Origin of the sequence: Rhodovulum sp. 12E13, from assembly GCF_003340565.1 — a bacterium.
Classification (GTDB): domain Bacteria; phylum Pseudomonadota; class Alphaproteobacteria; order Rhodobacterales; family Rhodobacteraceae; genus HLUCCA09.
The window spans coordinates 24,083-48,594 of sequence record NZ_QPLK01000005.1; the positions used below are offsets into that span (position 1 = coordinate 24,083).

General features: G+C 71.7%; 24 protein-coding genes. 14 read left to right on the top strand and 10 right to left on the bottom strand.

The features are described from left to right. Positions 1–92 precede the first annotated feature (92 nt). Positions 93–1,115 carry a ketol-acid reductoisomerase gene (ilvC, locus tag DLJ49_RS05855; RefSeq protein ID WP_115392602.1) on the top strand — a complete coding sequence of 341 codons (1,023 nt, stop codon included), beginning with the start codon at positions 93–95 and terminating at the stop codon, positions 1,113–1,115. 91 nt (positions 1,116–1,206) lie between these two features. After that, entirely contained in the window at positions 1,207–2,151 is a 945-nt protein-coding gene (locus DLJ49_RS05860) for a DMT family transporter (protein WP_115392603.1), read from the top strand. 67 nt (positions 2,152–2,218) lie between these two features. Here the strand turns inward: DLJ49_RS05860 and DLJ49_RS05865 are convergent, their stop codons facing one another. The 3 genes from DLJ49_RS05865 to DLJ49_RS05875 are packed head-to-tail and all read right to left on the bottom strand — an operon-like array spanning position 2,219 to position 4,358. Continuing rightward, on the bottom strand, positions 2,219–3,415 hold the full coding sequence (locus DLJ49_RS05865; protein ID WP_115392604.1) for an FAD-dependent monooxygenase: 1,197 nt from the start codon (positions 3,413–3,415) through the stop codon (positions 2,219–2,221). 29 nt (positions 3,416–3,444) lie between these two features. Next, positions 3,445–3,678 (bottom strand): hypothetical protein, encoded by a 234-nt coding sequence (locus tag DLJ49_RS05870; RefSeq protein WP_115392605.1) that lies wholly within the window; start codon positions 3,676–3,678, stop codon positions 3,445–3,447. A gap of 8 nt (positions 3,679–3,686) precedes the next feature. Further along, positions 3,687–4,358 carry a pyrimidine 5'-nucleotidase gene (locus DLJ49_RS05875; RefSeq protein ID WP_115392606.1) on the bottom strand — a complete coding sequence of 224 codons (672 nt, stop codon included), beginning with the start codon at positions 4,356–4,358 and terminating at the stop codon, positions 3,687–3,689. Between the two features lie 196 nt (positions 4,359–4,554). Here DLJ49_RS05875 and DLJ49_RS05880 point away from each other — a divergent pair, with 196 nt between their 5' ends. Continuing rightward, positions 4,555–5,397, top strand: coding sequence for a 3-oxoadipate:acetyl-CoA acetyltransferase (locus tag DLJ49_RS05880; protein WP_115392607.1), 843 nt, complete (start codon positions 4,555–4,557; stop codon positions 5,395–5,397). Positions 5,398–5,597: 200 nt separating this feature from the next. Continuing rightward, positions 5,598–7,844 carry a glycosyltransferase family 2 protein gene (locus DLJ49_RS05885; RefSeq protein WP_233488783.1) on the top strand — a complete coding sequence of 749 codons (2,247 nt, stop codon included), beginning with the start codon at positions 5,598–5,600 and terminating at the stop codon, positions 7,842–7,844. Between the two features lie 15 nt (positions 7,845–7,859). On the opposite strand, the gene DLJ49_RS05890 is transcribed toward DLJ49_RS05885, so the two are convergent. Both DLJ49_RS05890 and carA read right to left on the bottom strand, forming a co-directional pair. Then, entirely contained in the window at positions 7,860–8,510 is a 651-nt protein-coding gene (locus DLJ49_RS05890; RefSeq protein WP_255566560.1) for a GntR family transcriptional regulator, read from the bottom strand. A 100-nt stretch (positions 8,511–8,610) separates the two neighbouring features. Next, positions 8,611–9,762, bottom strand: coding sequence for a glutamine-hydrolyzing carbamoyl-phosphate synthase small subunit (carA, locus tag DLJ49_RS05895; protein ID WP_115392609.1), 1,152 nt, complete (start codon positions 9,760–9,762; stop codon positions 8,611–8,613). A 196-nt stretch (positions 9,763–9,958) separates the two neighbouring features. Between carA and DLJ49_RS05900 the strand changes: the two genes are divergently transcribed. Further along, the gene (locus DLJ49_RS05900) at positions 9,959–10,372 is read left to right on the top strand and encodes a hypothetical protein (protein WP_115392610.1); all 414 of its coding nucleotides are present in this window, start codon (positions 9,959–9,961) and stop codon (positions 10,370–10,372) included. A 111-nt stretch (positions 10,373–10,483) separates the two neighbouring features. Next, complete coding sequence (locus DLJ49_RS05905) at positions 10,484–10,948, top strand: GatB/YqeY domain-containing protein (RefSeq protein WP_115392611.1); 465 nt, start codon at positions 10,484–10,486, stop codon at positions 10,946–10,948. Between the two features lie 3 nt (positions 10,949–10,951). On the opposite strand, the gene DLJ49_RS05910 is transcribed toward DLJ49_RS05905, so the two are convergent. The 4 genes from DLJ49_RS05910 to DLJ49_RS05925 all read right to left on the bottom strand — a co-directional run bounded on the left by DLJ49_RS05910 (position 10,952) and on the right by DLJ49_RS05925 (position 14,464). Next, positions 10,952–11,854, bottom strand: coding sequence for a hypothetical protein (locus tag DLJ49_RS05910; protein WP_115392612.1), 903 nt, complete (start codon positions 11,852–11,854; stop codon positions 10,952–10,954). 47 nt (positions 11,855–11,901) lie between these two features. Continuing rightward, positions 11,902–12,480: a DUF2244 domain-containing protein gene (locus DLJ49_RS05915; protein WP_115392613.1), complete on the bottom strand. Its 579-nt coding sequence runs from the start codon at positions 12,478–12,480 to the stop codon at positions 11,902–11,904. A gap of 7 nt (positions 12,481–12,487) precedes the next feature. Further along, positions 12,488–14,164, bottom strand: coding sequence for a cytochrome c oxidase subunit I (gene ctaD / locus DLJ49_RS05920; RefSeq protein ID WP_115392614.1), 1,677 nt, complete (start codon positions 14,162–14,164; stop codon positions 12,488–12,490). Positions 14,165–14,242: 78 nt separating this feature from the next. Beyond that, positions 14,243–14,464 carry a hypothetical protein gene (locus DLJ49_RS05925; RefSeq protein ID WP_115392615.1) on the bottom strand — a complete coding sequence of 74 codons (222 nt, stop codon included), beginning with the start codon at positions 14,462–14,464 and terminating at the stop codon, positions 14,243–14,245. Between the two features lie 312 nt (positions 14,465–14,776). Between DLJ49_RS05925 and DLJ49_RS05930 the strand changes: the two genes are divergently transcribed. From DLJ49_RS05930 to DLJ49_RS05940, 4 genes are all read left to right on the top strand, one after another. Further along, on the top strand, positions 14,777–17,803 hold the full coding sequence (locus tag DLJ49_RS05930; protein ID WP_158547405.1) for a M10 family metallopeptidase C-terminal domain-containing protein: 3,027 nt from the start codon (positions 14,777–14,779) through the stop codon (positions 17,801–17,803). 140 nt (positions 17,804–17,943) lie between these two features. Next, entirely contained in the window at positions 17,944–18,609 is a 666-nt protein-coding gene (locus tag DLJ49_RS05935; protein ID WP_115392617.1) for a class I SAM-dependent methyltransferase, read from the top strand. Positions 18,610–18,669: 60 nt separating this feature from the next. Beyond that, positions 18,670–18,807 carry a hypothetical protein gene (locus DLJ49_RS21685; RefSeq protein WP_158547406.1) on the top strand — a complete coding sequence of 46 codons (138 nt, stop codon included), beginning with the start codon at positions 18,670–18,672 and terminating at the stop codon, positions 18,805–18,807. A 150-nt stretch (positions 18,808–18,957) separates the two neighbouring features. Beyond that, positions 18,958–19,389: a hypothetical protein gene (locus tag DLJ49_RS05940; RefSeq protein WP_115392618.1), complete on the top strand. Its 432-nt coding sequence runs from the start codon at positions 18,958–18,960 to the stop codon at positions 19,387–19,389. 288 nt (positions 19,390–19,677) lie between these two features. Here DLJ49_RS05940 and DLJ49_RS05945 read toward each other — a convergent pair whose 3' ends face one another. Beyond that, positions 19,678–20,640 carry a TetR/AcrR family transcriptional regulator gene (locus DLJ49_RS05945; RefSeq protein WP_158547407.1) on the bottom strand — a complete coding sequence of 321 codons (963 nt, stop codon included), beginning with the start codon at positions 20,638–20,640 and terminating at the stop codon, positions 19,678–19,680. Between the two features lie 267 nt (positions 20,641–20,907). Between DLJ49_RS05945 and DLJ49_RS05950 the strand changes: the two genes are divergently transcribed. From DLJ49_RS05950 to DLJ49_RS05965, 4 genes are read left to right on the top strand one after another with little or no spacing between them, the layout of a single operon-like run. Beyond that, the gene (locus DLJ49_RS05950; RefSeq protein WP_115392620.1) at positions 20,908–21,531 is read left to right on the top strand and encodes a VOC family protein; all 624 of its coding nucleotides are present in this window, start codon (positions 20,908–20,910) and stop codon (positions 21,529–21,531) included. Then, positions 21,528–21,962: a PaaI family thioesterase gene (locus DLJ49_RS05955; RefSeq protein WP_199533311.1), complete on the top strand. Its 435-nt coding sequence runs from the start codon at positions 21,528–21,530 to the stop codon at positions 21,960–21,962. The genes DLJ49_RS05950 and DLJ49_RS05955 overlap by 4 nt, the downstream gene beginning before the upstream one ends. Then, positions 21,962–23,479, top strand: coding sequence for a class I adenylate-forming enzyme family protein (locus tag DLJ49_RS05960; RefSeq protein ID WP_115392621.1), 1,518 nt, complete (start codon positions 21,962–21,964; stop codon positions 23,477–23,479). Before DLJ49_RS05955 ends, DLJ49_RS05960 begins: the two co-directional genes overlap by 1 nt. Further along, on the top strand, positions 23,476–24,480 hold the full coding sequence (locus DLJ49_RS05965; protein WP_115392622.1) for a zinc-binding dehydrogenase: 1,005 nt from the start codon (positions 23,476–23,478) through the stop codon (positions 24,478–24,480). Before DLJ49_RS05960 ends, DLJ49_RS05965 begins: the two co-directional genes overlap by 4 nt. Positions 24,481–24,512: the final 32 nt, after the last annotated feature.

Sequence of the window (24,512 nt, forward strand, 5' to 3'; positions counted from 1 at the left end):
CCACTTGGGCCAAACATGCAATAAATGCAATCGCTCTCGCGCTCGCCTGCCTATGCTCCGCCCGTCACGACAGCACCGGAAGGGAGAGGGACATGCGCGTCTATTACGACCGCGACTGCGACATCAATCTGATCAAGGACAAGAAGGTGGCGATCCTGGGCTATGGCAGCCAGGGCCATGCCCACGCGCTGAACCTGCGCGATTCGGGGGCGAAGAACCTCGCCGTCGCCCTGCGCGAGGGCTCGGCCTCGGCCAAGAAAGCCGAAGCCGAGGGGCTCCAGGTCATGGGCATCGCCGAGGCCGCCGCGTGGTGCGACCTGATGATGTTCACCATGCCCGACGAACTGCAGGCCGAGACCTACCGGAAATACGTGCACGACAACCTGCGCGAGGGGTCGGCCATCGCCTTCGCCCACGGGCTCAACGTGCATTTCGGCCTGATCGAGGCCAAGCCCGGCGTCGACGTGCTGATGATGGCGCCCAAGGGCCCCGGCCACACCGTGCGCGGCGAATACCTCAAGGGCGGCGGCGTGCCCTGCCTCGTGGCCGTCGACAACGACGCCTCGGGCAAGGCGCTCGAGATCGGCCTGTCCTACTGCTCGGCCATCGGCGGCGGGCGCTCGGGCATCATCGAGACGACCTTCCAGGAAGAGTGCGAGACCGACCTGTTCGGTGAGCAGGCGGTGCTCTGCGGCGGCCTCGTCGAACTGATCCGCATGGGCTTCGAGACGCTGGTCGAGGCGGGCTACGCCCCTGAGATGGCCTATTTCGAGTGCCTGCACGAGGTGAAGCTGATCGTCGACCTGATCTACGAGGGCGGCATCGCCAACATGAACTACTCGATCTCGAACACCGCCGAGTTCGGCGAATATGTCTCCGGTCCCCGGATCCTGCCCTATGACGAGACGAAGGCGCGGATGAAGGCGGTGCTCGACGACATCCAGCAGGGCCGCTTCGTGCGCGACTGGATGACCGAGTGCAGCGTCGGCCAGCCCAGCTTCAAGGCGATCCGCCGCAACAACGACGCGCACCAGATCGAGGAAGTCGGCGCGAAGCTGCGCGAGATGATGCCGTGGATCACCGCGGGCCGCATGGTCGACCGCTCGAAGAACTGACGTCACGGCGCCGGGGCCCCGCCCCGGCGCCGCGCCGTCCTGCCCGCGTTTCTGGCTGGACGGCGCCGCAGGTGCTGGCGTTTAAGGCATCATGGCGACAGAGACGGCGCACCCCCCCTCGCCCGACCATCCGGGCGCCCTCAACTGGGCCCTTCTCGTCTCGCTCGGCGTGATCTGGGGCGCCGCCTTCATGGGCATCGCGCTGTCGCTCGGGGGCTTCGGCCCTATGAGCGTCGCCGCCCTGCGCACGGTCTTCGGGGCGCTGGCGCTCCTCGCCATCGCCTCGGCCATGGGACAGGGGCCGTGGACGCTCTGGCGCGCGGGCGGGGCGCGCGGCCTGTGCTTCGTCGCCGCCCTCGGCATCACGATGGTCGCGCTGCCCTACGGGCTTCTGGCCTGGGCGCTTCAACACGTGCCGTCTGCGTTCGCCGGGGTGGCCATGGGCGCGGTGCCGCTCCTGGTGCTGCCGCTCGTGGCCATCTTCACGCCGGACGAGGGGATCGGCCCGCGCAGGCTGGCAGGCGTGGGCCTGGGCTTCGTCGGCCTCGTCGTGCTGATCGGGCCGGGCGCGCTGGCCTCGGGGGCCGATGCCTCCCTCGCGGGCCGGCTCGCCTGCATCGCCGTGGCGCTGTGCTACGCCGTCTCGATGGTGGTGACGCGCCGCGCCCCGCCGATGCCGCCCGTGGGCTTCGCCGCCGGCACGATCGTGGTCGGCTCGGTCGTGCTCACCCCCGCCATGCTCGCGGTCGAGGGCTGGCCATCGGCATGGCCTCCGGGCCCGACGGCGGCGCTTCTGTTCACCGCGCTCCTGCCCACGGCCGTGGCAGCGGCGATGCGCGTGCAGATCATCGTCACCGCCGGCTCGCTGTTCATGAGCCTGACGAACTACATCGTGCCGCTTTTCTCGGTGATCTTCGGCATCGCGCTGATGGGCGAGACGCCGGATGCGGGCCTCTATGCGGGGCTCGGCCTGATCCTCGCCGGGATCGCACTCGCCCAGTCACGCGCCCTTCTCGCTCGGTTTCGCCAGCGCTGAGTTCCCGGCTTCTTTCTGTTCCAAATACGCATGGCGCACCCGTGCCGCCCGGCAGACCGTCGCCGCGTCAGCGCGCCATGCCCGCCCGCATGACCGCCTGCCGCAGCGGCGCCACGTCGTAGACGGTGCGCAGGCCGGCGAGCCGCAGGGCCTGCAGCACGGGCTCGCCCGAGCGGGTGACGCGGTTGAACAGGTCGATGGCGGCCACGCGGGCGCGGATGTCGGGGCCGCGGGTGCGCGCGAATGTCGCCAGCATGTCGGGCGTGCCGAGGCGCGAAGGGTCCCGCACGGCCAGGTCGCGCAGCGCGATCACGTCGTTGAGCGACGTGTTCAGCCCCTGCGCCCCGATGGGCGGGACGACATGTGCCGCCTCGGCGAGAATGGCCGTGCGCTCGGCCACCAGCCGCTCGGCCCGCTGCGACACGATCGGCCAGACGCGCCGCTCCGAGGCGAGCGTGAGCGGCCCGAGGTGGTGGCACGAGCGCACCGACATCACCGCGTCGAACGCCGCCTGCTCCATCGACGCCAGGTCGAGCGCCTTCGCGCCCGGGTTCATCCAGACGATGGCCGAGGCGGGGCGCCCCTCGACATCCGGCAGGGGCACCATGGTGAACGGGCCGCCCTCGTTGTAGATCTCGGTCGACACGTTCTGGTGCGGCACCGGGTGGGTGACGGTAAAGGCCAGCGCCTTCTGCCCGTAGCGCGTGACGTCCACGCCGATGCCGGCCGCCTGGCGCACCGCCGAGTCGCGCCCGTCTGCGGCGACGACCAGCCGCGCAGCCACGCTGTCGCCCGAGGCCAGGCGCACCAGGGCGCCGCTCTCGCGCGTGACCATCGAGGCAAAGCGGGTGTCGAGGCGCAGATCGACCGAAGGCTCGCCCGCCAGCACCTCCATCAGCGCCTTCGAGACGCGCCAGTTGATGAGGTTCCAGCCGAAGCAGTCGAGGCCGAGATCGGTCGCGCGGAACTCGCGCGTGTCGCGCACCTCCGGCGGCCAGCCCGCGCTGTCGACGATGCGCAGCCCCTCGAGCGGCACCGCGTCGGGGCCGAGCGCCGGCCATAGCCCGATCTCCTCGTAGAGATCCTTGGCGGGTTGCAGAAAGGCGGTCGAGCGCAGGTCGGAGCCGTCGCCCCGCTCCTCGGTCACCGGCGGCGCGGGCGAGGCCAGCACCACGCGAAAGCCCGCCCGCCCGAAGGCGAGCGCGGCCGACAGGCCGGCGATCCCCCCCCCGGCGATGAACACGTCGGTCTCGGTGCGCGCCATGTCTGCCCTCCGTTGCCTCGGCCGGAGAGCTAGCTTCCGACCGAGATGATGACCAGCACGACCATGATCACGAGGGTGAGCGCGACGAAGGCCACGAGCAGCCCCGGAAGCCCCCAGAGCGCCGTCATGCCGGCCAGCAGCACGACGAGCGCGAGGATACCCAGCCAGACCTCGCGTTCGCCCGGATCGCGCGCGAGGCCGCGCCAGCCGCGATCTCCGGTGTCCGGGCGGTCGTCGGGCGTCGTGTCGTTACGATTGACCATGGTGCCTCCTATCCTCGCTCACGCACCGCCTTAGCCGAGGTCGCAGAGGCAAGGAATGCGGCAAGGTCGTCGGTGTGGTGGTGGATATGCGGCGCCTCGTGCGGCGCGGGCGCGACATGGACGGTGCGCATTCCGAGGCCATGCGGCACGGCGAGGTTGCGCGGATCGTCCTCGAACATGGCGGCCCGGTCGGGTGACAGACCGTCCGCGGCGAAGACCGCGGCGTAGGCTTCGGCGCGCGGCTTGGGTTGAAAGCCCGCCTCCTCCACCCCGTAGAGCGCGTCGAAGAGGCGCGACAGGCCGAGCGCGTCGAGCACCCGCTCGGCATAACCCGCCGTGCCGTTGGTGTAGATGATGCGCCGCCCCGGCAGGCGCGCGATGGCCGATTCGAGCACGGGGTCGGGCGCGAGCGCGTCGAACGAGATGTCATGTACATCGGTCAGGTAGCCGGCCGGGTCGATCCCGTGCACCTCCATCAGGCCGGCGAGCGTGGTGCCGTGGCTCTGCCAGTAGGCGCGGCGCAGGCGGTCGGCCTCTGCCTCTGTCACGTCGAGGGTGGCGGCCACCCAGGCCGTCATCTTCCGCTCGATCTGGTCGAACAGGCGCGCCTCGGGCGGGTAGAGCGTGTTGTCGAGATCGAAGACCCATGTCTCGACATGGGCGAAATGCACGGCGACCATGGCCGCGACGCTAGGGGCACGCAGGCGCCGGCGCAAGCGGCCGGCGCGTCAGGCACGGGGTCCGCCGCGTGCAAGCCGCCTGTCTCTCGAGAAGGGGCGCGGCCGAGCTCTGCCTCGCGCGGCACTCCCGCGGCGTCGGCCTTTCCCTTGCCGGGCTGTCGGGGTAGGTCGGCGCGCAGCGGAGGGAGGCCCGCCCATGACCAAGCCCTGCATCATCTGCGTCGCGCTGACCGGTTCGGTCCCCCGCAAGGAGGACAATCCGGCCGTCCCCGTCACCGTGGCCGAACAGGTGGAGAGCGCGCACGAAGCGTTCGAGGCAGGCGCAGCCATCGCCCATTGCCATGTGCGCAACGACGACCAGACGCCCACCTCCGATCCCGAGCGCTTCGCCCGGCTCAAGGAGGGGCTCGAGAGGCACTGCCCCGGCATGATCGTGCAGTTCTCCACCGGCGGTCGCTCGGGCGCCGGGGCGGAGCGCGGGGGGATGCTGCGGCTGCGGCCCGACATGGCCTCGCTCGCCGTCGGCTCCAACAACTTTCCCACCCGCGTCTACGAGAACCCGCCCGAGCTGGTCGACTGGCTGGCCGCCGAGATGCGCAGGCACGACGTCAAGCCCGAGATCGAGGCGTTCGACCTCTCCCACATCTTCCAGGCGGCGAAGATGGCGGGCGACGGGCGGCTTGTCGCGCCGCTCTACGTGCAGTTCGTCATGGGGGTGAAGAACGCGATGCCGGCCGATCGGCCGTCATTCGACTTCTTCGTCGAGACGCTCGCGCGCATCGCGCCTGGGGCGGAGTGGTGTGCGGCGGGCATCGGGCGGCACCAGCTGGAGGTGAACGAATGGTGCATCGCCGCGGGCGGGCATTGCCGGACGGGGCTGGAAGACAACGTGCGCCTCGACAGAGACCGGCTCGCGCCGTCGAACGCCGCGCTGGTGCGGCGCGTGGTCGAACTCTGCGCGCGCCACGAGCGGCCGGTGGCCGGCCCGGCCGAGGCCCGCAGCCTCCTGGGGCTGCGCCCGGCGACCGTGGCGGCCTGAGCGCGCGCCACCGGCCGGCACACCGCGCGGAGACGTCGGCGCGGGGGCACCGAATTAACCTTACATTAACCTTAACGCGTGATGAGGGGTCACGGGCGTGCCGCGGGGCGCATGCCCGCGGGGCGCGGTGCCGGGGGGCGTGCGCCGCGACGGCGCCACGCGGGGCAGCGCTCGCAGGCCACAGCCGCAGGAGGCCCCCGGTGAGTCTTGTCGTCGATCATGATGCCGCCTCCGCCGCAGACGGCGGGAAGCCGCGCCGCCGCCGCCCCGGTGCGGCACGACACCTGAGGCTCCTGACCGAGGAAGACCTTGCTGCCCCCCAGCCCACCCTCGGCACGCCGCGCCTCCACCTCGGGCTGCCTGAGGACGACGCCGCAGCCAGCCCGATGGTGCTGCGCGCGCCCCCGCGCGAGGCCGCGGCCACACCCGCACACCCGCCGCGCACCGCGCCGGCGCCGGTCGCGCTTCCGCCTTCGCTGCCCGCCGCTGCGCCGGGCCGGCGGGGCCTGCCCCTGGGCGAGCGGCTGCTGCGCCGCGGCGCCCTGGCACCCGGTCACCTCGTGCGCGCCCTCGCCCTGCAGACACGCGAGGATTCGCGGCTTGGCGAGATCCTCGTGGCGCACCGCTTCGCCTCGGAGGAGGCGGTGCGCGACGTGCTGGCCGAGCAATGGCGCGCCGAACCGCTCGACCTGGCGACCATCCACCCGGATCCGCGACTGGTCGACCGGGTCGGCGCCGAGCGGTGCCTCGCCCTCGGCGTCGTGCCGGTGCGGCGGGTGGGCAGCGTCACGCTTGTCGCCACCGCGCGGCCCGAGACGTTCCACTCCTGCCGGGCCGAGGTGGAGGCCGCTCTGGGGCCGGTGGTCGCCGCCCTCGTGGCCGAGCGCGCGGTCGGCGATACGATCCGGCGGCTGCGGGGCGGTGCGCTGGCGGAGGCGGCCGAGGCGCGCACGCCGGCCCGCCTCTCCTGCCGCGACTGGCAGGGGCGCAACACCGCCGTGCTCACCCTTGCGGCGCTCGCGGCCCTCGCCGCGGCAGCGGTCGCGGCCCCCATGACCACGCTCTGGGCGCTGACCGGCGTCGTGATGGCGACCCTGCTCGCCACCGCCGTGCTCAAGGGCTTCGCGCTGGGCCAACTCGTGCGCCGGGTGCGGGCCGAGCGACGGGCCGGCCTCGCGGAGAGCGGCGACACAGCCGATACCGCGCTCGTTGCCCCCTCGGCCGTGATCGAGCCGCGCCTGCCGCGCATCTCGATGCTCGTCGCGCTGTTCGAGGAGCAAGGCATCGCCGACGCGCTGATCCCCCGGCTCGAGCGTCTGCGCTACCCTCGCGAGCTGACCGACATCGTGTTGCTGGTCGAGGAGGGCGACCATGTCACCCGCGCCGCGCTGGAGGCCGTGCGCCTGCCCCGTCACATGCGCTGGGTGACGGTGCCGCCCGGAACGGTGATGACCAAGCCGCGCGCGCTGAACTACGGCCTCGGCTTCGCCCGCGGCGAGATCGTCGGGATATGGGACGCCGAGGACGCGCCCGACCCCGACCAGCTGCACGTCGTCGCCGCCGGCTTCGCCCGCGCCGCGCCGCATGTCGCCTGCCTGCAGGGCGCGCTCGACTTCTACAACGCGCGCACCAACTGGCTGTCGCGTTGCTTCACGCTGGAATACGGAACGTGGTTCCGCGGCTTCCTTCCGGGGCTTCAGGGCCTCGACCTGCCGATCCCGCTCGGCGGCACCACCCTGTTCTTCCGCCGCGCCGCGCTCGAAGCGCTGGGGGGGTGGGACGCGCACAACGTGACCGAGGATGCCGACCTGGGCATACGGCTCTACCGCGCGGGCTTTCGCACCGAGATCGTGCAGACCACCACGCGCGAGGAGGCGACGTGCCGACTGATGCCCTGGGTGCGGCAACGCTCGCGCTGGCTGAAGGGCTATGCCATCACCTGGGCCGTGCACATGCGCCGGCCCGTGCGGCTGTGGGAGGAGATGGGGCCTCGGGGCTTCCTGGGCTTCAACGCGCTCTTCCTGGGCACGCTCGTGCAGTTCGTTCTGACGCCGGTGATGCTCAGCTTCTGGCTGCTCTCGCTCGGCGCGATCCACCCGCTCGCCGGGCAGGTGCCGCCGCTCCTGGGCTGGGCCTGCCTCGCCCTCTTCGCGGGCACAGAGGCGATCTCGCTCGCGCTCACGCTCATCGCCAATCGCGCGCGCGAGCGGCGCCGGCTGTGGTGGTGGATTCCGACGATGCAGGCCTATTTCCCGCTCGCCACGCTGGCCGCCTACAAGGGCCTGTGGGAGCTGATCTCCCGGCCGTTCTGGTGGGACAAGACCGAGCACGGGCTGCACGGCGAGGAAGAGCCTGTGCCACGGCAGGGCGGGGAACCGCCCCCTCGCGCGCCCTTTCGAACCGGCACCGTCTCGGCGGCAGGAGTCGTGCCGGCGGCCGCCGAGTGAGGCGGCCGGGGCGCCTCAGTAGCGAACGTCGCCCTCGCCGTCTGTCCTCAGCCGCTGAACGAAGGCGATCGAGATGTGCGACTTGAGCGCCTCGTAGGCGCCTTGCTCGTCGCGCGCCTTGATCGCCGCGACGATCTTCTCGTGTTCTTCCAGCGCCTTTTCGCCCCGCCCGGTCGCGGCGAGCGAGGTCGTCGCCATCAGCGCCATCGAGCGATAGACGAGATCAAGCTGCTGCACGAGGTAGCGGTTGTGCGAGGCGAGGTGAATCTGGCGATGAAATCGCCGGTTGGCCCGCGCCAGCGCCGAGGGGTCGCCCACCAGCGCCCGGTCGTCCTCGATCATCTGCTCGAGCACCTCGATCTCTTCGTCGGCGGCGTGACGCGCGGCGAGCCGCGCCGCCAGGCCCTCGAGCTCGGAGCGCACGACATAGAGCTCGGCGAGCTGGTTGTGGTCGAGCGAGGCGACGATCAGCGAGCGCCCGTCGCGCGCCAGCAGGCTCTGCGTCTCGAGCCGCTGCAGCGCCTCGCGGATCGGCGTGCGCGAAACGCCGAACCGCTCGGCCAGCTCGCTCTCGACCAGGCGGTCGCCGGGGCGGTAGACCCCGATGTCGATCGCCTCGAGGATCATGTCGTAGGCGTCTTTCTGCGGGGTCTTCTCGACGGGCAAGGCCTCTGTCTCCGTGTCTGGGCGGCGCGCTACGCTAGCCGTGCCCGAGCGGGCAGCGCAAGACGCGACCGGCATGGCGGGGCCGAACGTGGCCGGGGCGTCAGCCGCGCCGGCCGGCCATCGCGGTGGCGAAGCGATCGAAGAGATAGGCGCTGTCCTGCGGGCCGGGGCTGGCCTCGGGGTGGTACTGCACCGAGAAGACGGGCCGATCCTCGAGCCGGATGCCGCAATTCGATCCGTCGAAGAGCGAAACGTGGGTCTCGCGCACGCCGGCGGGCAGCGTCTGGCTGTCGACGGTGAAGCCGTGGTTCATCGACGTGATCTCGACCTTGCCGGTCTCGATGTCCTTCACCGGGTGGTTGGCGCCATGGTGGCCGTGGTTCATCTTGATCGTCCGCGCGCCGAGGGCCAGCGCCAGCATCTGGTGACCGAGGCAGATGCCGAAGATCGGCAGCGCCGAGCGGTCCATCACCTCGCGGATCATCGGCACGGCATAGGCGCCCGTCGCCGCCGGGTCGCCGGGGCCGTTCGACAGGAACAGCCCGTCGGGCGCAAGCGCGAGCACCTCGTCGGCCGTGGCGGTGGCGGGCAGCACCGTCACCTCGCAGCCGGCGGAGGCAAGGCAGCGCAGGATGTTGCGCTTGGCGCCGTAGTCGATCGCCACCACCCGGTGCCCCGGCCCCTCGCGGCGCGTGTAGCCCTCGGGCCAGGCCCAGCGCATCTCGTCCCACCGGTAAGATTGCGCGCAGGTGACCGCCCTGGCCAGGTCGCGCCCCTCGAGCCCAGTGAAGCCGCGCGCCGCGGCGACCAGCGCCTCGATGTCGAAGGCGCCCGACGGGTCATGCGCAAGCGCGACATGGGGAGCCCCCTGCTGGCGGATGGCGCGGGTCAGCCGGCGCGTGTCGATCCCGCCGATGCCGACGCGTCCGCGCCGCGCGAGCCAGTCCGACAGGGGCTCGGCCGCGCGCCAGTTCGACGGCTCGGTCGGATCCCACTTGACCACCATGCCCTCGGCCACCGGGTCGGCGGTCTCGTCGTCTTCGGGGTTCACGCCCACGTTGCCGACATGGGGGAAGGTGAAGGTGACGATCTGCCCGGCATAGGATGGATCGGTCATGATCTCCTGGTAGCCGGTCATGGCGGTATTGAAGCACAACTCGGCCTGTCGCTCGCCCGTCGCACCGAAGCCGCGCCCGTAAAAGAGCGTGCCGTCGGCGAGGGCGAGGCAGGCGGTCGGGCGGGGCTGGGGCATGGCATGGTCTCCCTCGGGCCGGGCGCGGCCCCGCCCGCACCTAGAGACGGGCGCGAGAGGGGTCAAGACGGCCGCGCCCTGCGGCGCTTTGGCCCTGTCTTGCCTCTTGCGCAGGCGGGCCGGCTGGCGCCAGCCTTGGCACATGGAAGCGTGCCCGGCTCCGGGAAGAGCCCCCGGGGGAAGAGAGGCCGGCGCCATGAAACGCATAAAGCCCGAGGAGTGGCCGTCGCTCGTGCTGCGCGGTCTGGCGGTCGTGCTGATCGTCGTGCACCTGATCGCGGGCGTGTTCGTCTACTCTCATTTCGTGTTCTTCCTCACCGCCGCGGTCCTCGCGCTCCTGCTGTCGAAGGAGATGTACGAGGAGATGGCGATGCGGTTCTTCAAGCTGAAATCCGACACCTACGAGCGCGAGATGGAGGAGGCCCGCGCCCACCCGGCCGGCGCACGCGATGTCACCCCGCCGATCGAGGCCGAGGACGTGCCGTGGATCGCGGGCTCTGTCGAGACCGCGGCCCGCGACACCCGCGACGAGGGCATGCCCGAAGGCGACGGCGCCGACGGCGCGCCGCCAAGCGACTCGTCGGGGCCTGGCGAGCGCGACCCGCGCTGACGGTGGTGCCCTCGCCGCGCCCGGCAGTTGCCAGCGCCGGGGTGCATCGCTACCTGTGCCGGCCACGGAAGGGGCGGGCAGGAGCGCCCGACATCCCCGGAGGACGACGCCATGACGGACATGAAGTCGCGGGTGACGACCGCGCTGAAGGAGGCGATGCGGGCACGCGAGCCCGTCCGCCTCTCGACGCTCCGCCTGATCAACGCCGCGATCAAGGACCGCGACATCGCCCGGCGCGGCGAGGGCGATCAGGGCGGGATCGGCGATGACGAGGTGCTGCAGATCCTCGCCCGGATGGTCAAGCAGCGGCAGGAGAGCGCCAGCGCCTACGAAGAGGGCGGCCGGCTCGAGCTGGCCGAGCAGGAGCGCGCCGAGATCGCCGTGATCGAGGAGTTCCTGCCACGCCAGCTCGACGAGGGCGAGGTCGAGGCGGCCATCGACGCGGCGATCGCCGAGACGGGCGCCGCGGGGCTGCGCGACATGGGCAAGGTGATGGCCGCGCTCAAGGCCCGCCACACGGGCCAGATGGATTTCGGCGCGGTGGGGCCGCGGGTGAAGGCGCGGCTGGCTGGCTGAGCCTCAGTCGAAAGCGAAGGCGGCGCGGGCGCGGGCGGTCTCGTCGGCCGCGAGGGGAAAGCGGCGCACGAACCGCGTCTTGAAGCCGGTTCGCCCGCGCCGCGCGCCGAAGTTCTCGCCGTGGTTGACGATGTAGAGCGCCGAGGGCCGGGCGAGCGGCGTCAGCGGCCGGCCCGCGAGGCGCGCGAGATACGGGAACATCCGGTGCTCGTGGGCGGTCATGGCGCCGATCAGCGCAGCGTCGTCTTGCCCGCCCCGCAGGTCGAAGCCGAAGGCGGCGCAGGAGCCGCAGAGCTTCCAGAACGCCTTCTGACCCGGATCGCTCAGGCTCTGCGGGCGTGCCTCGGCCCACAGCCCCTCGGCCGCGTCGAGCACGTAGCCCCGGGTGACGAGGTAGCCGCCGGGCGCACGGCCCTGCGCCATCTCCTGCACGACATGCGGAGCGAGCAGGTCGTCGGCGTCGAAGGGCATCGCGTAGCCCCGCGTCACGCCGGATTCGGGCAAGGCGCGGGCGAGAGCGGCGAGCTTGGCCCACTTGTCGTTCCCCTCCACCGGCTCGGCGAAAGGCATAAAGCGCACGCGCCCGTCGCCCGGCAGCCCCTCGGGCGCGTCCTGCCCGCAGATCAGCGCGCGCCAGCGGGGCGAGGTCTGGCGGCGAAAGCTCTCGATCGTGCGGGCGAGACGGGCCGAGACCGCGCCCCAGTCGGATACATGGTGGCGCCCGACGAGCGGGAGAAGGAATACCACGTCGGGCGATTCGGGCGGGGCGAGGCGCCGGGCGCGGGCGGCGAGAGCGGCGACCTCGGAGGGCTGGGGGCCGAGGCGCATCGCCAGCGACGGCGACAGCGCGGCCGCGACCCGCAACGCCGCGCGCTTGCTCTTGGGGGTGGCAGGGGCCTGCGCCATGCTGAATCGCTAGGCCAGGGGCGCGGCGCCGGCAAGCGAAAGCGGGATCAGGGCCGCGTGGCCGGCCCGCCCACCCCGGCGCCGAGGCCGGTGCCCGAAAGCCGGCGGGTCAGGTCGTCGAAGAGCGCTGCACGTTCGTCGGCCGAGAGGAACGCGCCGATCTCCACCTCGCGGTCGCCGCCCTTGAGGGTGACGTAGTTCGGCACCGGCCCCGCCTCCTCGTGGAGCGCCACGCGCACCCAGTGCGGGTTGGCCTCCCACCGCCGTTCGGCGCGGCGCGGCTCGCGGCGCACCAGCGCCACACGGTCGTCCCACAAGGTCAGCTCCTCAGTGAGCAGGAGCGACCGGTCGTTCATGCGGATCAGCCACATCGTCAGGCCCAGCGTGCCCATGGCGAAGGGCAGGATCGCCCACATCACCGGCGAGCCCAGCACCGACAGCATCGGCACGCAGATCAGCGCGAAGGTCGCGCCGACGAAGAGCGCATAGCCCCGGTTCGTCATCGAGCGGTGCGGCCAGAGGCGCAGGCGTGCCCGCGGGCCCGCCCCGGCAGGCCCGCCCCCAGCAGGAGCGGCCCCGGAAGGATCCGGGGCCGCATCGCCGATCTCGTCCCATGCATAGGGCATGACGGCCTCAGTGGGCGTGCGTCTTGTCCCAGTCCGACTGCTTGGGCAGCGTCTCGAACGTGTGCTCGGGCGGGGGCGAGGGCAGCGTCCACTCGAGCGTGTCGGCGTGCTCGTTCCAGTAGTTCGCCTCGGTCACGCGGGCGCCCCGCGTCAGCGTGTACCACATGATGCCGAAGAACAGGATGAACGAGCCGAAGGCGATGAACGCGCCGATCGAGCTGACGTAGTTCCAGAAGGCGAAGGCCTCGGGGTAGTCGATGTAGCGGCGCGGCATGCCCTGGCGTCCGAGGAAGTGCTGCGGGAAGAACGTCAGGTTCGAGCCGATGAACATCAGCCAGAAATGCACCTTGCCCCAGAACTCGGGGTATTGCCGCCCCGACATCTTGCCGATGTAGAAGTAGATGCCGGCGAAGATGGCGAAGACGGCGCCGAGGCTCATCACGTAGTGGAAGTGGGCCACGACGTAGTAGGTGTCATGGTAGGCGCGGTCGATGCCGGCCTGGGAAAGCACGACGCCGGTGACGCCGCCCACGGTGAACAGGAACAGGAAGCCGAACGCCCAGAGCATCGGCGTGCGGAACTCGACCGAGCCGCCCCACATCGTGGCGATCCAGCTGAACACCTTGATGCCCGTCGGCACGGCGATGACCATGGTCGCCAGCATGAAGTAGGCCTGCTGGCTGACGCTCATGCCCACCGTGTACATGTGGTGCGCCCAGACGACGAAGCCGAGCACGCCGATCGCCACCATGGCGTAGACCATCGGCAGGTAGCCGAAGATCGGCTTGCGCGAGAACGTGGCGATGACGTGGCTGATGATGCCGAAGCCGGGCAGGATGATGATGTAGACCTCCGGGTGCCCGAAGAACCACAGGATGTGCTGGTAGAGCACCGGGTCACCGCCGCCCGCCGGGTCGAAGAAGGTCGTGCCGAAGTTGCGGTCGGTCAGCAGCATCGTGATCGCGCCCGCGAGCACCGGCAGCGCCAGAAGGATCAGCCACGCGGTGATGAACACCGACCACGCGAACAGCGGCACCTTGTGCAGGGTCATGCCCGGCGCGCGCATGTTGAGGAACGTGGTGATGATGTTGATCGCGCCCAGGATCGACGAGGCGCCCGAGACGTGCACCGCGAAGATGGCGAGGTCGGTCGAATAGCCGGCCTCCGAGGTCGAGAGCGGCGGGTAGAGCACCCAGCCCAGGCCCGAGCCCATCTGCCCGTTGCCCCCCGGCGCGAAGAGCGACGCGACAGCCAGCGATGTGCCCGCGACGTAGAGCCAGTAGGACAGGTTGTTGAGGCGCGGGAACGCCATGTCGGGCGCGCCGATCTGCAACGGCATGAAGTAGTTGCCGAAGCCGCCGAAGAGGGCCGGGATCACCACGAAGAACATCATCAGGATGCCGTGCGCGGTGATCAGCACGTTCCAGAGATGGCCGTTGGGCGTGCAGTTCTCGGTCGCGGTCGGCAGCATCCGCGCGCCTTCCATGCACATGAACTGCACGCCGGGCTGCATCAGCTCCATCCGCATGTAGACGGTGAAGGCGACGGCGATGAACCCGACCACGGCGCTGGTGATCAGGTAGAGGATGCCGATGTCCTTGTGGTTGGTGGACATGAACCAGCGGGTGAAGAACCCGCGGGGATCCTCGTGGTCGTGCCCGTGCGGTACGGCAGCGTCGGCCATGGTGCCTCCTGTTCGCGATTCTCGTCTCGGGCAGGCCACAAGGTTCGCGCGCGGGCGCGCCCGGAGTTGCGGCGGACCCTAGTTGCGACGCGCCGCGCCGGCAACGGTCACTTGGCCGCACTTGAGCAGAATATTCACGATGCCGAATTCATTCGAAGGGGAGGCGCGCGCCTGCGGAAAGTCGCGCCGCGGCATGACCGGGCACACCAGCGTCAGCACCGTGCCCAGCGCACCCACCGTGAAGATCACCTGCAGCCCCCGGCGATCGCGCATCACGGTGGGATCGGCGGCATCGGACACGTCACCCGTCTGCCCGCCATGGCCGTGCGAGGCAACCTGCGCCTTGGCCCGGCACGGGGCGGCGACCTGTAAAGATCGCCTTTACCCCTCACTGAATAGACCACGACATGCCCAGCCGGCGCCCGAATGTCCGCGTCTGGTTCCGGCCAATGGCCCAGAAGGGCGGCCCAGGACGGGCGATCTCCCCGGCACACCATCTCTCCGTGCGTGGCGGCCCCGTTTCGCCGCCACGATCATGAGCAGCCGCCCACGCGCCGGGGACGGGCGGCGGCGAGCGCCTTTCCCCTACGAGTATCCCGAGTTCGCGTCACCATGCCCATTGATCCCGCCCCCTCCGCGCCCGAATCGTCCGTCGTGCACGAGTCGGGCTGCGCCTGCGCCGCCTGCGTCATGCGCCCCGAGCCCGACCCAGACGCCCCGCCGCCCGAGCCGGACGGCCGCGTGCTGTCGGCGCTGCCCACAGGCACGCTCGACCAGCTCGCCGACTACCTGCGCGACGGCTACTGGGTCGAGGGCGGCGGGCGCGCCTTCCACTGGAACCTGACCTCGAGCGGGCTCAACCCGAACTCGGGCGTCCTGCTCTACAACGTGTCGGGCTACGTCCATTCGGTCCGGTCCGACGCAGACGGCATCACCGACGACCGCAAGGAGCTGGTGCGCGAGGCGTTCAAGCTGTTCGAGGCGACGCTCGGGATCGACTTCGAGGAGACGACGTCGGACGACCCCTCGACCGTCGACTTCTTCTTCGGCGACAACGATTCGGGCGCCTACGCCTCGTCGGGCTACTCGTTCTTTTCCGGCCAGCCGGGCATGATCACCCGCAGCTACATCAACGTCGCCGAGTCTTGGTCGGGCGGCACCTCGACCTACGACGACTACACGCTGCAGACGATCCTGCACGAGATCGGCCACGCGCTCGGCCTCGGCCACCAGGGCTACTACAACGGCTCCGCCGGCTATCCGGGCGACGCGACCTTCTCCAACGACAGCTGGCAGGCGTCGATGATGTCGTATTTCGCCCAGAGCGAGAACACGACGGTCGACGCCAACTACGAGTTCCTGCAGACGCCGATGGCCGTCGACTGGATGGCACTCGACGACATCTACGGCAGCCAGAGCCACGGCGGCGTCACCTTCGGCGTGCAGAACGCCTTCACCGGCGACACCGTGTGGGGCTTCAACACGACGATCACCTCCGAGGTGAGCGACATCTGGGCGAACTTCTCGAGCTACGCCCACCGCACCGCCTCGACCATCGTCGACGGCGGCGGCACCGACACGCTCGACTTCAGCGGCTACGCGCTCGACCAGTCGATCGACCTGCGCGCCTCCGAGCGCGGCGCCACCGCGCCGCACGTCTCCGACATCGGCGGCAGCCGGGGCAACCTGACCATCGCCGAGGGCACCGTGATCGAGAACGCGATCGGCGGGTCGGGCGCCGACGCGATCCGGGGCAACGCGGCGGCCAACCATCTGCAGGGCGGCGCCGGCGACGACACGCTGACCGGCGCCGAGGGCAACGACACCCTGACCGGCGGGACGGGCGACGACGTCGCCGTCTTTTCCGGCAACCGGGCCGCCTACACGGTGACGGGCACCCGCGACTCGGCCACGGTGAGCGGGGCAGACGGCACCGATACGCTCTCCGGCATCGAGACGCTCCAGTTCGACGACGGCACCATCGCCCTGCCCGACGCGCCGCCGGCCGTGACCGTGGGAGAAGCCGGCCGCGTGACGCTCACTCAGACCGGCCCGAACGCCTGGACGACCGTCGCCTTCGCCGAGGCGCTCACGGCCCCCTCGGTCGTCGTCGGCCCGATCTCCGGGGGCGACGGCGATCCGTCCACGGTGCGGGTGCGCAACGTCACCGAGACCGGCTTCGAGGTGCAGATCGACGAGTGGGATTATCTCGACGGCGCCCACCCGCAGGCGACGCTCGGCTGGCTCGCGGTCGAGGCGGGCACGCACACGCTCACCGACGGGACGACCCTGCGCGCGGGCTCGGCCGTCGCCGGCGGCAGCCCCGTCTCGGTGAGCCTCGGCGACAGCTTCGACGCTAGCCCGGTCGTGCTCGCCCAGGCGACGACCACCATTGGCGCGGGCGCCGTCGCCACCCGGCTCGACGGCGTGTCGTCGGCGGGCTTTTCCGTGCGCCTGCAGGCGCAGGAGAGCGCGGGCGCCGCGCCTGCCGCCGAGGCGGTCGACTGGATCGCGGTGGAGCAGGGCGGCAGCGCCGGCGGCGGGCTCGTCTCGCTGGTGACGGGCAACATCGTGACGCAGGCCGCGCAGGCCGTCGGGTTCGGCGGCTCCTTCGCAACGGCGCCGGCGCTGCTGGCCGACATGCAGAGCCTGCGCGGCGTCGATCCCGCCACGGTGCGGCTGAGCGCGCTCGACACCTCGGGGGCGTCTGTCTTCGTCGAGGAGGAGGGCTCGGCCGATGCCGAGACCGCCCATGCCGCCGAGTCGGTCGGTCTCGTCGCCGCGGCCGCGGGCGTGCTCAGCGGGCAGACCGTCGCCGCAGCCCCCGACCCGATCGGCGAGGCGCGCACGATCGAGATCTCGCAGCCGGGCCCCGGCGCCTGGACGCGGGTCGATTTCCTGCAACCGCTCGACACCCCCGAGGTCGTCATGGGCCCCCTCGGCTTCGCCGGGCCCGACCCGGCCGCGGTCCGGGTGCGCAACGTCACCGAGACCGGCTTCGAGGTGCAGATCGACGAGTGGGATTATCTCGATGGCGGCCATGCCACCGAGACGATCTCGTTTCTCGCCATCGAGCGGGGCAGCCACACCCTGCCCGACGGCACCGTGATCCGCGCGGGATCGGCCTCTGCCGACCACGGCTGGACGGAAGTGACCCACGGCGCGATGGGTGCAACGCCGGTGGTGCTGGCGCAGATCGTGACATGGAACGGGCCGCAGGCCGCCACCGCACGCCTGCGCGACGTGACCGAGACGGGCTTCCGCGTGACCGTGCAGGAGGAGGAGGGCAACGACGGCCTGCACGCCGTGGAAGAGATCGACTGGATCGTGATCGACACGGGCACGGTTACAGGCACGGGCACCGACCGGCACGTCGCGCTCACGGGCGACGAGGTGACCCATGTGGAACAGAACGTGAGCTTCGGCGGCGCCTTCAGCGGCGATCCCGACGCGCCCGCCCTGCTTGCGGCGATGCAGAGCTTCGACGGCTCCGACCCGTCGACGGTGCGCGCCCGCTCGGTCGACACCGAAGGGGCCATGCTCTTCGTCGAGGAGGAACGCTCGGCCGACCCCGAGATGGGCCACACGACCGAGGTCATCGGCATCGCGGCCTTCGACGCGGGCCTGATCTTCGCCTGATCGGGCCATGTCGGTCGCCGAGGTTGCGTTTCGGCGCGCGCTGGGCGAAGGGTCTGCACCAGCCGCGCCCGGCGCGGCGCGCGGGAGCGGCGGCACAAGGGCCGGCCCTGCCGGGCCGGGCCTGAGCGGGGCACACAGCGATGAGCGAGCCGGACGAGACGAGCGCGGCCTTCGGCCAGATTTACCGCGATCATTCCTGGGGCGGCGTCTCACGCTCGGGCATCGGCTCGTCGCAGGAGGCGGCGCGCGCCTATGCCGACACGGTCACCTCCGTCATGCGGCGCTTCGGGGTTGGCACGGTGCTCGATCTCGGCTGCGGCGACTGGGAGTTTTCGCGGCACATCGACTGGGGCGGCGCGCGTTATGTCGGGGTCGATATCGTGCCCGAGCTGGTCGCGCACCTGCGTGCCACCTTCGGCGGGCCGAACGTGGGGTTCATGCAGGGGAACCTGCTCGACACCGAACTGCCCGACGCGGACCTCGTGCTGTGCAAGGATGTGCTGCAGCACCTCGGCAACGCGCAGGTGGCCCGCGCGCTCGATCGGCTGTCCCGGTTTCCCATGGTCATGCTCACCAACGATCGCGTCCTGCGCACGCGACTCGGGTGGCGGCACCTGTGGCGGACGACAGAGATCGGCACGCCGAACGCCGACATCCCGCCGGGCGGGTGGCGGCCGCTGCTTCTGCGCGAGCCGCCCTTCGGCCTGACCGCGGAAGAGCTGCGCCGCTACACCGTGCGGAGCGGTGACAGGACGTGGATCAAGGAAGTGCTCCTGTGGCGGGGCCAGCGGCAGCGCGCCGCCTGATCCGTCCCGAGCGGGCGCTCGCGCCTCTCTCTGCCTGACCGAGGCGCCCGGGGCGAGACTGTGAAGGTGCTCGTCCTGCCCGATACCGCCGCCACCGACCGGGCCGCCGGCATCCTGGCCGACCGGCTGGCACGGGCGCCCGCCTCGGTGCTCGGCCTCGCCACGGGCGAGACGATGCCCGGCGGCGGGGAGACCTAGGTTCGCTGAGCGCGTCCGCAGCGCCGCCGACCTCCTGGTCGAGGGGGCGGCACGCCGTCGATCGAGGGCGCCTGCCTCGCCGGGTCTGAGGGCCGCATCGTCGAGATCCGCCCCGCGGCAGACGCGCCGACGCCTGACCACCGCTTCGCCGTGGTCGCGCCGGGCTTCGTCGATGTCCAGATCAACGGCGGCGGCGGGGTGCTTTTCAACGACGCGCCCACGCCCCACACACCGGCCCGGAGGGCCGAAGCCGCGCGGGTGAGGGGCGACCGGCCGTTCCTCGTGACCGACGCGATGGCGACGCTCGGCAGCGACCTCGACGCCTTCGACCTGTTCGGCATGCCGGTTCGGCTCGCGGGCGGGCGGCTCGTTTCGCCCGAGGGCACGCTGGCTGGCGCGCCCCTGGCGATGGACGCGGCGGCGCGGCGCATGGTTGCCCTCGGCGTGGCCGAGGCAAAGGCGCTCGACATGGCCTCGGGCTGGCCGGCACGGGCCGCCGGACCCGACGGGCTGGGGCGGATCGTGGCGGGGGGCGGACCGTGCTCACCAGCCTCTCGGCCGACCTGCACGCCGAGGCGGTGATGGTCGACGGGGCCTGGGCCCGCCTGTCGCAGGCGCAGGGCATGCGTTGAGCCTCGACCGCCTGCCCGGCCGCCGCGTCGCCCGCCGGCGCCCGGTCGCGCGCTCGACCGGGCCAGGATGGTGGCCACCACCACGCCCGAAGAACGGCCCGCCCCCCGATACCCGCAGGATCAGGGGCCGAGGCGGCCCTGAGCCGGGGGGAGCGGGCGGGTGCGGCCGATGGCTCTCTCGCGGCGCAGCCCGGGCCGGCTGTCGGCCGGCGCCCGCCAGCGCGCCAGCCGCCGGCCCTCAGGCTCGAACGAGACCCTTGAGCGCGAAGGTCACCGCGGCCTCGAGATAGGCGTCGCGGGGCATTTCCGAGAGGAAGAACTGCCGCAGCGCCCAGATGTCGTGAATCATGTCGAGGAAATTCGCCGCGACGAGGGGGTCGATGTCGTGGAACTCGCCCGATGCGATGCCATCGCGAATGACCGCCTCGTAGCGGCCGACCAGCGCCCGATACCGGGCGATCATGCGTGCCCGCGCCTCGGGCCGCAGGCTCTTGAGCTCGCGGTTGAGGATGCCGATCTGGCGGCGCCGCTCGTCAGCCACGTCGAGCGCGGCCTCCATCATGCGCCGGATACGCTCCGTCGCGCTCGCCCCGGTCGCCACCTGCTCGAGGCGGGAGACGAGGCGCTCCATTTCGTGGGCGTAGACGAGTTCCAGCAATTCGTCCTTGCCCTTCACATGCGCATAGAGGGTGGGCACGTGCATGCCCGTGGCATCGGCGATCTCGCGCATGGTGGCCTGGGCGAACCCCTTTCTCGCGATCACGTCGGTCGCTGCGGCGAGGATGCGCGCGAGCGGCGTCTCCGGCCGGGCGTCCTCGGCGTGTGTCATTCTCGGCGGGGCCTCCGCGGCGGGGGCCGGCTCGGGCGGACCGTCCGCCGTGCGCAGCGCATACGTCAGCACGAGCGTTGCGATGGCGCTCTCGTGATCGTCCTGGATGGTCACCGTCCAGACCGACAGGCCCGCGGGTGCCGGCTGCGGGATGGCTTCTCCGGTCAGGCGATTGGCGGGGCGGGGCGACAGCGAGACGGTCTTGACGTCGAACGCCGTCACCTCGTGCCCGCGCGCCTCGGTGCCGGCGAGCACGAGCGCCTCGGCAAATCCCAGGAGCGACGCAAGCGTGACGGGCGCCCGCGCGGCCGCCGGAAAAGCCGGCGCGGTCTCGCCGACGATGCGCTCCGGCCGCACGGCGAGCAGGCGCACCCCGCCTGAAGGCGCCGGCCGAGGCGCCGGAGCGCCGGAATGCGCGACCGTCGCCGCAACGCCGCGGGCCAAATCTTCACGCTCCACGCTCTCCGCCTCCTCCCTGGGCCTCATCGGCGGCCCTGCGCCGCATCGCACAGCACCAGCGATACGCGGCGGCAAGGGCCTCGCGCAAGCTCGGACAAAGGCTTGACAGCCGGGGCGGATGGCAGTTGGCTACGGACCTAACAAGCGCTTGTTAACGCGCGTGGGACGGGGAGTGCAGGCGTGCAGGCACGCATCGATCATCTGTTGTGGGCAGGGCCCGACCTGGAGGCAGCTTCGGCCGCCTTCGCCGAGCTGACCGGCGTGACACCCGCGACGGGCGGAAGCCATCCTGGCTTCGGGACGCGCAACGCGCTCGTCGCGCTCGACGATGGCCGCTACCTCGAGGTGATCGCGCCCGACCCCGTCCAGGACCTTGCAGGAACCCTCGGCGCCGAGCTCGCCGCGCTGCCCGCGCCGCGGATGTTCACGATCGCCTTCGCCGCCTCCGGGCTCGACGCGGTCGCCCAGGCGGCGCGGGCAGCCGGGGCGGCGCCCGGCGCGCCGATCGACATGGCGCGCACCCGACCCGACGGCGTGCACCTCGCCTGGCAGATCCTGCGGTTCGACGACCCGGCGCGCGGCTGGGCGATGCCCTTCGTCATCGACTGGAAGGACACGCCGCATCCCTCGGCTTCGACGCCCGCCGGCTGCGCGCTCTCCAACCTCGTGCTGACCGATCCCGCGCCCGAGGGGCTCTCGGCGCTGGTCACCGCCATCGGGGCCGACGTGCCGGTGGCGCGGGGCCTCGCCCCCGGCGCGGTGGCCGAGCTCGACACGCCGAAGGGCCGGGTGGTGCTGACGTGAGCGGCGCCGAGCGGACGCCGCTGACGGCCGAGGCTATGCAGGAGATGCTCGACGCCTCTCCCTTCATCGCCTTCCTCGGGCTGACCGTGACCGAGGCCGACGCCGGCACCGGGCGCGTCGCCATGACCATGCCCATGCGGCCGGAGCTCGAGCGCGGCGGCCCGATGCAGGGCCAGTTCCACGGCGGGCCCGTGGCGGCGCTGATCGACACGGCGGGCGACTTCGCCGTGGCCGTCGCCGTCGGCGGGGGCGTGCCCACGATGAACTTCCGCGTCGACTATCTGCGCCCCTCGGGCGGCAGGGCGCTGACGGCCACGGCAACGGCACGGCGCATCGGCCGGACGGTCGCGGTGGTCGACGTCGACGTGACCGATGCCGAGGGCCGGCTGACCGCCGTGGGCCGCGGCACCTATTCGACGCAGGTCGGCTGATGCCGACGCTGCCGGTCACCCGCAACCTGGGCGACCTCGCTCTCGCCGCCGCCGATCCGGCCGCGCCGTGGCTTGTCGAAATGGACGGAGCCACCGCGAGCGCGCGACTGACCTACGGCGATCTCGCCACCGAGGCCTGTGCCGTGGCGCGCGGCCTGCTGGCGCGCGGCTTGAAGCGGGGCGACCGGGTGGCGATTCTCGGCGAGAACTCCGCCCGCTTTCTGCTCGCCTATTTCGGCACGATGCGGGCGGGCCTCGTCTCCGTGCCCGTCAACTGGCGGCTGCCGGCCGACGCGATCGCCCACATCCACCGCGACGCGGGCGTGGCGCTGACGCTGGCCGATACCGACCGGGCGCCCATGGTGCCCGAAGGCGTGCCCACGCTCGCCCTCGACGGGCCTGACTGGGAGGCGCTGCGCGACCCCGGCCCCTTCGCGGCGGTGGAGGCCGGCGAGGCAGAGACCGCGAACATCCTCTACACCTCCGGGTCGACCGGGTTGCCCAAGGGCGTGCCGCTCACCCATCGCGGCTACGGCCACGCGGTGCAGGCGGCCATCGCCGCCCTGCCGAAGCCATGGGGTGCGCGCGCGCTCGTGCCGGCGCCGCTCTACCACATGAACGGGCTGTTCTTCGCCAAGATGCTGGCCGCGTCGGGCGCGCAGATGGTGCTGATGCGCCGCTTCGAGGCGCGCGCCTACCTCGTGGCGGCGGCCGCCGAGCGCTGCACCCTGCTCACCGGCATCCCCACCATGCTGACGCTGGCCCTGCGCGAGCACGACCTGCTGGAGCGGCTCGACCTGTCGTCGGTGGATACCGTCATGATCGGCTCGTCCCCGGTCACCGAGCGCCTCGCCGGCCAGATCGCCGAGGCGTTTCCCGGCGCGACGCTGCGGATCACCTACGGCACGACCGAGGCCGGCCCGACCGCCTTCGCCCCGCATCCCGACGGGCGGCCGACGCCGCCCACCTCGCTCGGCGTCGCCTCGCCCCATGCCGAGGTGAAGCTGGTCGGAGGGCCGTCGGAGGACGAGGGCGTGCTCTGGGTGAAGAGCCCGGTGGTGATGCCGGGCTATCTCAACCTGCCCGAGAAGTCGGCCGAGAAGCTGCATGACGGCTGGTACGACACCGGCGACGTCATGCGGCGCGACGCACAGGGCTTCTTCTACTTCGTCGACCGCTCCGACGACATGTTCGTCTGCGGCGGCGAAAACATCCACCCCGGCGAGATCGAGATACGGCTGACCGCGCACCCCGACATCGCTGAGGCCTGCGTGGTGCCGGTGGCCGACGAGGTGAAGGGGGCGCTGCCGGCGGCCTTCGTCGTGGCCCGGCCGGGAGCCGGGATCACGGCCGAGGCTGTGAAGGCGCACGCGCTCGCCACCGGCCCGGCCTTCGCCCATCCGCGCTTCGTCGAGGTGGTGACGGCGCTGCCGCTCTCGGGCGTCGGCAAGGTGGATCGCAAGGCGCTGAAGGCCCGCGCGGCGGCGTTCTCGCGCGACAGGGAGGAGACGCAATGAAGGCGATGGTGCTGCACGCCCACGGCGAGATCGGCGACATCGAGTGGCACGAGGACTGGCCCGACCCCGAACCCGGCGAAGGCGAGGTGCTGGTGCGCGTGGCCGCCTGCGCGCTCAACTACCACGACCTGTTCACCCTGCGCGGCATGCCCGGGATCAAGGTGCCCATGCCGATCATCATGGGCATCGACGCCTCCGGCACGGTGGCGGGCACCGGCCCCGGCGTCGAGGGCTGGGCCGAGGGCGACCGCGTGCTCATCGACCCGATCGACCGCGAGAGCGGCCGGCTCTTCGGCGAGATGGTGAACGGCGGGCTGGCCGAATACGCGGTGGTCAAGGCGCACCAGCTCGTCCGCCTGCCCGACAGCGTCGGCTTCGAGTCAGGGGCGGCACTGCCCTGCGCCTACGGCACCGCCTACCGCATGATGGTCACCCGCGGGCAGGTCGCCGAGGGCGAGAAGGTGCTGATCCTCGGCGCCTCGGGGGGCGTGGGCACCTGCTGCGTGCAGCTCGCCAGGATGGCCGGCGCCCACGTGATCGCCGCCGCCTCGAGCCCCGAGAAGCTGGCGAAGCTCGAGTCGCTCGGCGCCGACGAGGTGATCGACTATACCGAGCGCCTGTTCCGCGACCAGATCGTCGAGCGCCATGGCAAGCCGCGCATCGCCGGCGGCGGCGGCGTCGACGTGGTGGTGAACTTCACCGGCGGCGAGACATGGGTGCCGTCGCTGCGCAGCCTGAAACGCCACGGGCGGATGCTGACCTGCGGCGCGACCGCGGGTTACGACCCAAAGACCGACATCCGCTTCATCTGGACCTTCGAGCAGCAGATCGTGGGCTCGAACGGGTGGGAGCGCGCCGATGTCGAGGCGCTGCTCGCCCTTGTCGATCAGGGAAGGCTGACGCCGGTGATCGACCGCACCCACGCCTTGCCCGACGCCCACGCCGCGTTTTCCGACATGGCGGAGCGACGGATCTTCGGCAAGGTGCTCGTCGCGCCGTAGGCGCACGGACAGGACCAGCGCCGCGGGCGCGC